The following is a 6,798-nucleotide window of genomic DNA, read 5'->3' on the forward strand; positions in this document are numbered from 1 at the left end:
CCTTCAGGCGGGCATCAGCTTCAGAATCGTGTCAATGATAATGCTGATAATCGGGATCGCCAGCACCATGATGAGCACCTTTCCTGTAAGCTCGATTTTGGAGGCAATCCCGTCTTGTCCCGCATCCCGAACCACCTGCGCTCCAAATTCGGCAATATAAGCGATACCGATAATTTTCAGCACGGTTTTAAAATAAATCATATCCATGCCCGATGACCTTGCTAGACGTTCCAGCACAGCAACCACGGACCCAATCTTGCCAATCAACAGTAAAAAAATGACGATTCCCGCAGCTGTCGCAATCAGAAAAGCAAACATCGGCTTCTGTTCCTTAATGACCAAAATCAGAACCGTAGCAATCAGGGCGAAGCCGACCACTTGAATGATTTCCATGTGTCCACCTACTGAAAAAGAAAGATAGATTTGATCTCTTGCAGAAGGTTATCCAGCATTCGTACCACCATGAACAGCACTACAACAAAGCCGATGACCGTTACCCAGTGAGCCATGTCTTCTTTGCCCATTTGCTTGAGTACGGTATGAATCATGGCGATAATAATGCCAATTCCGGCAATCTGAAAAATAGCGTTCACTTCTAAATTCATTCAAGCACCCCGCTAATAGATCAAAATGACGATCAATGCTCCGATCAGCAATCCCAGGCTTCTACTCATGCGCTCGTATCTCACCTGATCCGCCTGCGCCTGCGCTTCCTCATGGGATAGCTGCTGGATGGTTAGCGCAATGTGCTTGATCTGGTCTTCACGGTCGCTGGTTCCGAGACTGTAAGCTAGCTGCCGCATCGCTTCCTTCTCGGCCTGTTGCATACTGGAGCGGCTCCACGAGGCTTCAATCGCTTTATGCAGGCTTTCTCTGGCGGTCAGCCCAAAGGAGGGATGCATCCAGTGTGAGGCTTGCTTGAACAAGGTGTGCAGCGGCTCCCGCAACGGCTCTCCGGTCTTGGCAAAAGCATCCGGCAGTGGGGACACCCCATAGGAAACCTCGGTGGTCAGTCTTTGCAGCGCGAGAATCAGCTCCCTGATCTGCCGCGGCCTCAGTGCAAACTGCCTTGCCCGCTGCCAGCCAGCCAGCGTAGCGGCGAGTATAACCAACGCGGCTCCCAGCAGCTTAAGCATAGGATATGCCTCCGTTCCCTTCCCCAGACAGTGTCAGCCTACGCTGCTTGGCATCTGCCAGCCGGAAGGAGACTCCCCGGCTCGTCCGCTCCAGCATGACGTAGAGCTGAAACAGCTCCTGTCCTGTAGTCAATCCGGCAAAAGCAGGCCGAGTCGCCATTTCAGCTACATCCCGACCGTGTGCCGAGGCGATGACTGCAATCCCCGCATGGAGCGCTTCACGCACCGCCTCGGCATCCTCCTGTCGTCCGATTTCATCGACGATCAGCACATCTGGTGACATGGAACGAATCATCATCATCATGCCTTCTGCTTTCGGACATCCATCCAATACGTCGGTTCGAGGTCCTACATCAAAACCGGGAATGCCCTTGTGACTGCCGGCAATCTCCGAGCGTTCGTCTATAATGCCTACCTTGAGCCCGCTTCCACGCCCCCTATTGCTTTCCAGTCCCCCGTAGCTTAGTTGCCGGGCCAAATCCCTAAGCAGTGTTGTTTTGCCATGCTGAGGCGGTGACAAGATGAGGGTATGAAGGATTCTACCGGACTTTCGATCCGCTACATAAGGCAATATGCGATCCGCTATACCGGGAATCGCCCGAGCAATTCTTACATTAAAGCTGCTTATATCCCTCAAATGCTCCACTTGTCCCCTGCTAAGCACCGTTCTCCCCGCCAACCCGATCCGGTGACCCCCGGGAATGGTAATAAATCCTTTGCGAAGCTCCTCCTCCATGGTGTACAGGGAATGATTGCTGATAAAATCCAGCAAACGGTGAGCATCCTCCCGGTCCGGCTTATAGGCTTCCGTATGGTTCAAAGTCAGCCGACCGGCGGACGTTACAAAATGATGTTCACCATTCGTATTAATTTCCAGCGGCCTTCCTTCCCGGACCCGAATTTCTTCCAGTTGCTTGAATACCGTTTCCGGAAGCTTTCCGAGTATACCGTGCAACGGTTCGGGAAATAACTCCAGCCATTCCATACCGATGCCGCCCCCTCACAGTTGTCCTTTTTCTTTAAGACAAGTCTATGGCCGACTCTCGCTTTTTATGCCGAAAATATATTGAAAACCTAGTCGTTGATTTCAAGGCTCCTATCCGCCCTCAACAAACAGATTCCCCGCCACCTAAAGCGCCTTCGTGGAATTTGCAAAAATCAAAAAAGGCACCCCGAAGCCTTGACGGCTAAGGGATACCCTAGAGCAAAAACAATAGATTCACAATAAAAAGAGGCTGCCCTTCAGCCCGATACTCGCTGAAAAAACAACCTCTTAACCTACCGTTATATTCTATGATTATAAAACTATGAATTAGGAGGCATACATGCATCCGCCGTTATACTTGATTGCTTCCGTTCAATTACCGACGGTCCTGAGGCCCACCTACAAATGCTTGCTCCTCAGTATCCAGCTTGTACGCTGTATGCAGCGCCTGAATGACCTCATGGAGTTTGCCTGCCTCAATCACACACGATACCTTGATTTCAGATGTGCTTACCATTTTAATGCTCACGCCTTGTTCTGCCAACACAGCAAACATCTGCGCTGCAACGCCTGGATGGCTAACCATACCTGCACCTACGATGGATACTTTGACAAGGTTTTCTTCAGACGTCACTTCACGGTATGGAAGCTCTGTGCGAATGCTTTCCAACGTCTTCAAGGCTGCTTCGCAATCCGTTAGAGCCACTGTAAAGGAAAAGTCTGCTCTGCCAGCCTCAACACCGCTTTGCACAATAATGTCTACATCAATTTTGGCTCCCGCCAGCGTTCCGAATACTTTCGCCAGTACACCAGGGGTATCAACTACGCCCAAAATACTGATTCTTGCTACATTTTTATCATATGCAATCCCACTAACTACTACGCCCTGCTCCATTACTGCATCCTCCTTTACGACCGTCCCTTCATTATGGTTAAAACTGGACCGTACAATCAGCGGTACCCGGTTATGTTTCGCATATTCTACCGCACGTGGATGCAATACTGCCGCACCCAGATTGGCTAATTCCAGCATTTCATCATAGGAAATTTCTTTCAGCTTACGAGCAACCTTCACGATCCGTGGATCTGTAGAATATATGCCATCGACATCTGTGTAAATTTCGCAAGCATCTGCTTGGATCGCCGCCGCCAGTGCAACCGCCGTCGTGTCAGAGCCACCACGTCCCAGCGTCGTAATATCTCCTTCAGCAGACATCCCCTGGAAACCCGCAACCACGACAATCTTATTGCTGTTTAGTGCATCCAATACCCGCTGAGGTTGGATGTCCGTAATTCTCGCCCGACCATGCTCGGATTCCGTACGAAAACCAGCCTGCCATCCCGTAAACGATACCGCCTCATGTCCCAACTGCTGAATAGCCATCGACAACAATGCAATCGAAATTTGCTCGCCAGTCGTCATCAGCATATCCAACTCACGTGCAGGCAACTGCTCATTCAGCAATTTGGCCTGGTCGATCAGTTCGTCTGTTGTATCTCCCATCGCGGAAACAACAACTACACATTGATGCCCTTCACTCTGTTTCTCAACAACGCGTTTTGCCACGCGTTTCATACGCTCCGTATCACCGACAGAACTGCCTCCGAATTTCATGACATACAAAGACAACGATATTCACTCCCTCAGACTCAACAGTATGTAACCTTGAGATGGCACAACCGACTTTGAACGTGACATCCTACGCATAACTTTAGTACAGTATAATACGAAAGTGCTAAGTGGAGCCAATGTTTTTTTAATAACAGTTCTCCATAGAAAATAATCCCCTGTCCTTGACAAGGACAGGGGATATAAAGAAACTAGACCATTTTTATGCGCGGGAAATGTATTTACCATCGCGTGTATCAATCAGCAATACATCGTCCTGGTTGATAAACAAAGGAACCTGAACGTTCAGTCCTGTTTCAACTTTAGCATTTTTGGTAGCACCTGTAGCGGTGTTACCTTTAATACCCGGCTCCGTGTCAATAACCTTCAGCTCTACGCTGTTAGGCAGGTTAATCCCGAGAATTTCACCATTATAGCTAATGATGTTTACATTCATGTTTTCTTGCAGGAAGTTAAGTTCCCATTTCAGTTGATCGCTGGAAAGTGTGAATTGATCGTACGTTTCGTTGTCCATGAATGTATGCTCGTCTGCGCTCGCATAAAGGTAAGACACACCACGGTTTTCAATTTGCGCGCGGCCAATCGTTTCACCCGCACGGAATGTACGTTCAACAGTATTGCCGTTACGCAGGTTTTTCAGCTTGGAGCGCACGAATGCCGCACCTTTACCTGGTTTTACGTGTTGGAAGTCCAGCACTGTAAAAATATCTCCGTCTACCTCGACGGTCAAGCCTGTTTTGAAATCATTAACGTTAATCACTAAAATACCCCTCCTACAGGACTGTTATCGTTATTAAACGACTGTAAATTCTTTACTTGAATGTGTTAATACCTTGATACCGCTATCTGTAATAACGATATCATCCTCGATCCGCACGCCGCCCAATCCAGGTACATAAATACCTGGTTCAACCGTTACAACCATGCCAGGCTCCAGAATATCATCACTTGCCTTCGACAGACGCGTGGATTCATGGACTTCCAGACCCAGACCATGACCTGTGCTGTGTCCGAAATTATCTCCATAACCATGGCTTGCAATAATATCCCGAGTCAGCGCATCCGCTTCACGGCCCGTCATGCCCGGCTTAATATGTTCCAGCGCGTGAAGCTGCGCCTTGAGCACAATATCGTAGATCTGACGTAGCTGCGGCGACAAATCCCCTTGTGTAGCTACTGTACGTGTCAAATCGGAGCAATAGCCATCTAGCAACGCGCCGAAATCAAACGTAATCAGTTCGCCCGCTTGTACCAACTTGGAGCTGGCTACACCGTGAGGCAGTGCCGAACGAACCCCGGATGCCACAATCGTGTCAAATGAGGAAGACGTAGCTCCCTGCTTGCGCATGAAGAATTCCATTTCCAGATCCAGCTCACGCTCGCTGACACCCGGTTTGATGTAAGGCAAAATGTGTGCAAATGTAGCATCTGCCAAATCCGCCGCCCGCTGCATCACTTCCAACTCTTTCGCATCCTTGTACACCCGTAGCTTTTCTACAATTCCCGATACCGGAATCAATGTAACAGGCGACAAATCTTCGCTGTAAGCTTTATGCGTCGCAACAGATACATGGTCCTGCTCGAAGCCTGTTTCACCGATCTGATGGGAGGACAACAGTTCTTTCACCGTTTCCATGACTTGTGCAGCGTGTTGTACCACCGTAAAGCCTGCCGCTTGTTCGGCCGCCTGCGTCATATAACGAAAGTCGGTCAGCAGATAGCTGTGAGATTCCGTAATCAGCACATAACCCGCCGAACCAGTGAATCCTGTTAAATATCGGCGGTTGACAGAGCTTGTAATCAGTATAGCCCGCAGAGCATGCTCGCTCAGCGCCTGCCGCAGCTTTAACACCCGGTCATTCTTCATCCATCATCCCGCTCCCCTCTGTCAAATAACCAAATGCTATTTTAACACAGGCGATAGCCGCTTGAGAAGTTTTTGTTGCGCTCAGTCCCCTGCTTTCTTAGGCTCGCGCTTTCTCTCGTCCGTATACTCAACAGCAACGGTGTATCCGATAAACAGTCCCCACAGTATAAATACACAAATTTCTGTATATATGGAATCCCAGGTCAAACGATGAAGCGGATTCATCATTCCGAGCTTGGGACCTGTCAACACGAATAAAATAACCCACCAGACCAGACCGTAAACGATGCCAGGCAAAGGTCCCTTATATCTACGAAACATCAATGTGTACACCAGTGATGCTGCAACTGATAATGCGATAAAAAACAGCAAACCCACCAGATGCCCCGCCGTCGTTTTCATGAACGAATGCTTGAAAAAAGGCTCTGCTAAAAAACCCGGTTCAACTACGGTAAAATGCAATGTATAAAACAACCAGCGCAGCAATCCCCAGAACAAGCCCGCAAAAAAGCCCAGTTCGAGTGCAAAAGGAATAAGGGGCGTATGTATTTTGCCCGACTGCTGCCTGCCTCTACGGCTGTTATTATGTTTAGGGTCGCGTTGATCCTGAGATTCGCGAGTCTGTTCCTGATCATGGCCTGCCTTGGGTATGGAGTAGGTTTCACTCATGTTGTTTGATCCCCTTTCAAGATACAAAACTTTTTCCATGCTAAAAAGATGACTTTTTTGGCGCATGAAGGAGGCCGCATTTTCGATGGATTCATGCATATCCATTTTGCTAGGTAGTATGCTCTCATGGGGGTTAGTTTAACACTGAACTTGATAAGTGGTTTTTACATATGGGGAAGTGCTGCTGGGGTAATTTAATATGCGTGCACGCTAATATTTAATAATTCAAAAGCTCTGAAAATAGAATTTGGGAAAATTGAAGCAAAAGCACGCATCAAACTAGGGCGTGTATTCAAACCTAAGCAAGCCAGATCATAATCGAGGCCAACGTCAAAAAAGCCTTGAAATGTGCATGTCAATTTATCAAAGCGAGTCGCTAGGCGACGGTAGTGCTTGGTTTTGTTGAAAAAGCACTTCACTAAATGCCGTTCTTTGTAGATTGCTTTGTCCCATTTTCGCTGTACTCGACGGTTTTTCTTGCTGGGAATCACTGGAGTCGCCTCTTGCTCTT

Annotated in this window: 8 protein-coding genes and 1 pseudogene; all 9 read right to left on the bottom strand. The window is 48.5% G+C overall.

Annotated elements, in window-relative coordinates:
* Positions 1-3 precede the first annotated feature (3 nt).
* A complete protein-coding gene (spoIIIAD, locus tag ACWGOO_RS10115) occupies positions 4-393 on the bottom strand; it encodes a stage III sporulation protein AD (protein ID WP_025683336.1) in 390 nt (129 codons plus the stop codon).
* 8 nt (positions 394-401) lie between these two features.
* A complete protein-coding gene (gene spoIIIAC / locus ACWGOO_RS10120; protein ID WP_010345636.1) occupies positions 402-605 on the bottom strand; it encodes a stage III sporulation protein AC in 204 nt (67 codons plus the stop codon).
* A 12-nt stretch (positions 606-617) separates the two neighbouring features.
* A complete protein-coding gene (spoIIIAB, locus tag ACWGOO_RS10125; protein WP_452482984.1) occupies positions 618-1,136 on the bottom strand; it encodes a stage III sporulation protein SpoIIIAB in 519 nt (172 codons plus the stop codon).
* Positions 1,129-2,121, bottom strand: coding sequence for a stage III sporulation protein AA (spoIIIAA, locus tag ACWGOO_RS10130; protein WP_452482986.1), 993 nt, complete (start codon positions 2,119-2,121; stop codon positions 1,129-1,131). The genes spoIIIAB and spoIIIAA overlap by 8 nt, the downstream gene beginning before the upstream one ends.
* A gap of 376 nt (positions 2,122-2,497) precedes the next feature.
* On the bottom strand, positions 2,498-3,751 hold the full coding sequence (locus tag ACWGOO_RS10135) for an aspartate kinase (protein WP_452482987.1): 1,254 nt from the start codon (positions 3,749-3,751) through the stop codon (positions 2,498-2,500).
* Between the two features lie 202 nt (positions 3,752-3,953).
* The gene (gene efp / locus ACWGOO_RS10140; protein ID WP_023989259.1) at positions 3,954-4,511 is read right to left on the bottom strand and encodes an elongation factor P; all 558 of its coding nucleotides are present in this window, start codon (positions 4,509-4,511) and stop codon (positions 3,954-3,956) included.
* A 33-nt stretch (positions 4,512-4,544) separates the two neighbouring features.
* Entirely contained in the window at positions 4,545-5,618 is a 1,074-nt protein-coding gene (locus ACWGOO_RS10145) for a M24 family metallopeptidase (RefSeq protein ID WP_452482989.1), read from the bottom strand.
* A gap of 81 nt (positions 5,619-5,699) precedes the next feature.
* Complete coding sequence (locus tag ACWGOO_RS10150; RefSeq protein WP_452482991.1) at positions 5,700-6,287, bottom strand: YqhR family membrane protein; 588 nt, start codon at positions 6,285-6,287, stop codon at positions 5,700-5,702.
* Between the two features lie 194 nt (positions 6,288-6,481).
* A pseudogene (locus ACWGOO_RS10155) lies at positions 6,482-6,798 on the bottom strand (hypothetical protein); the annotation flags it as partial.

Source organism: Paenibacillus sp. NPDC055715, assembly GCF_053617595.1.

Coding starts and splice junctions, on each gene's coding strand:
- spoIIIAD (WP_025683336.1), bottom strand. CDS start 393: ATGGAAATCATTCAAGTGGTCGGCTTCGCCCTGATTGCTACGGTTCTG.
- spoIIIAC (WP_010345636.1), bottom strand. CDS start 605: ATGAATTTAGAAGTGAACGCTATTTTTCAGATTGCCGGAATTGGCATT.
- spoIIIAB (WP_452482984.1), bottom strand. CDS start 1,136: ATGCTTAAGCTGCTGGGAGCCGCGTTGGTTATACTCGCCGCTACGCTG.
- spoIIIAA (WP_452482986.1), bottom strand. CDS start 2,121: ATGGAATGGCTGGAGTTATTTCCCGAACCGTTGCACGGTATACTCGGA.
- ACWGOO_RS10145 (WP_452482989.1), bottom strand. CDS start 5,618: ATGAAGAATGACCGGGTGTTAAAGCTGCGGCAGGCGCTGAGCGAGCAT.
- ACWGOO_RS10150 (WP_452482991.1), bottom strand. CDS start 6,287: ATGAGTGAAACCTACTCCATACCCAAGGCAGGCCATGATCAGGAACAG.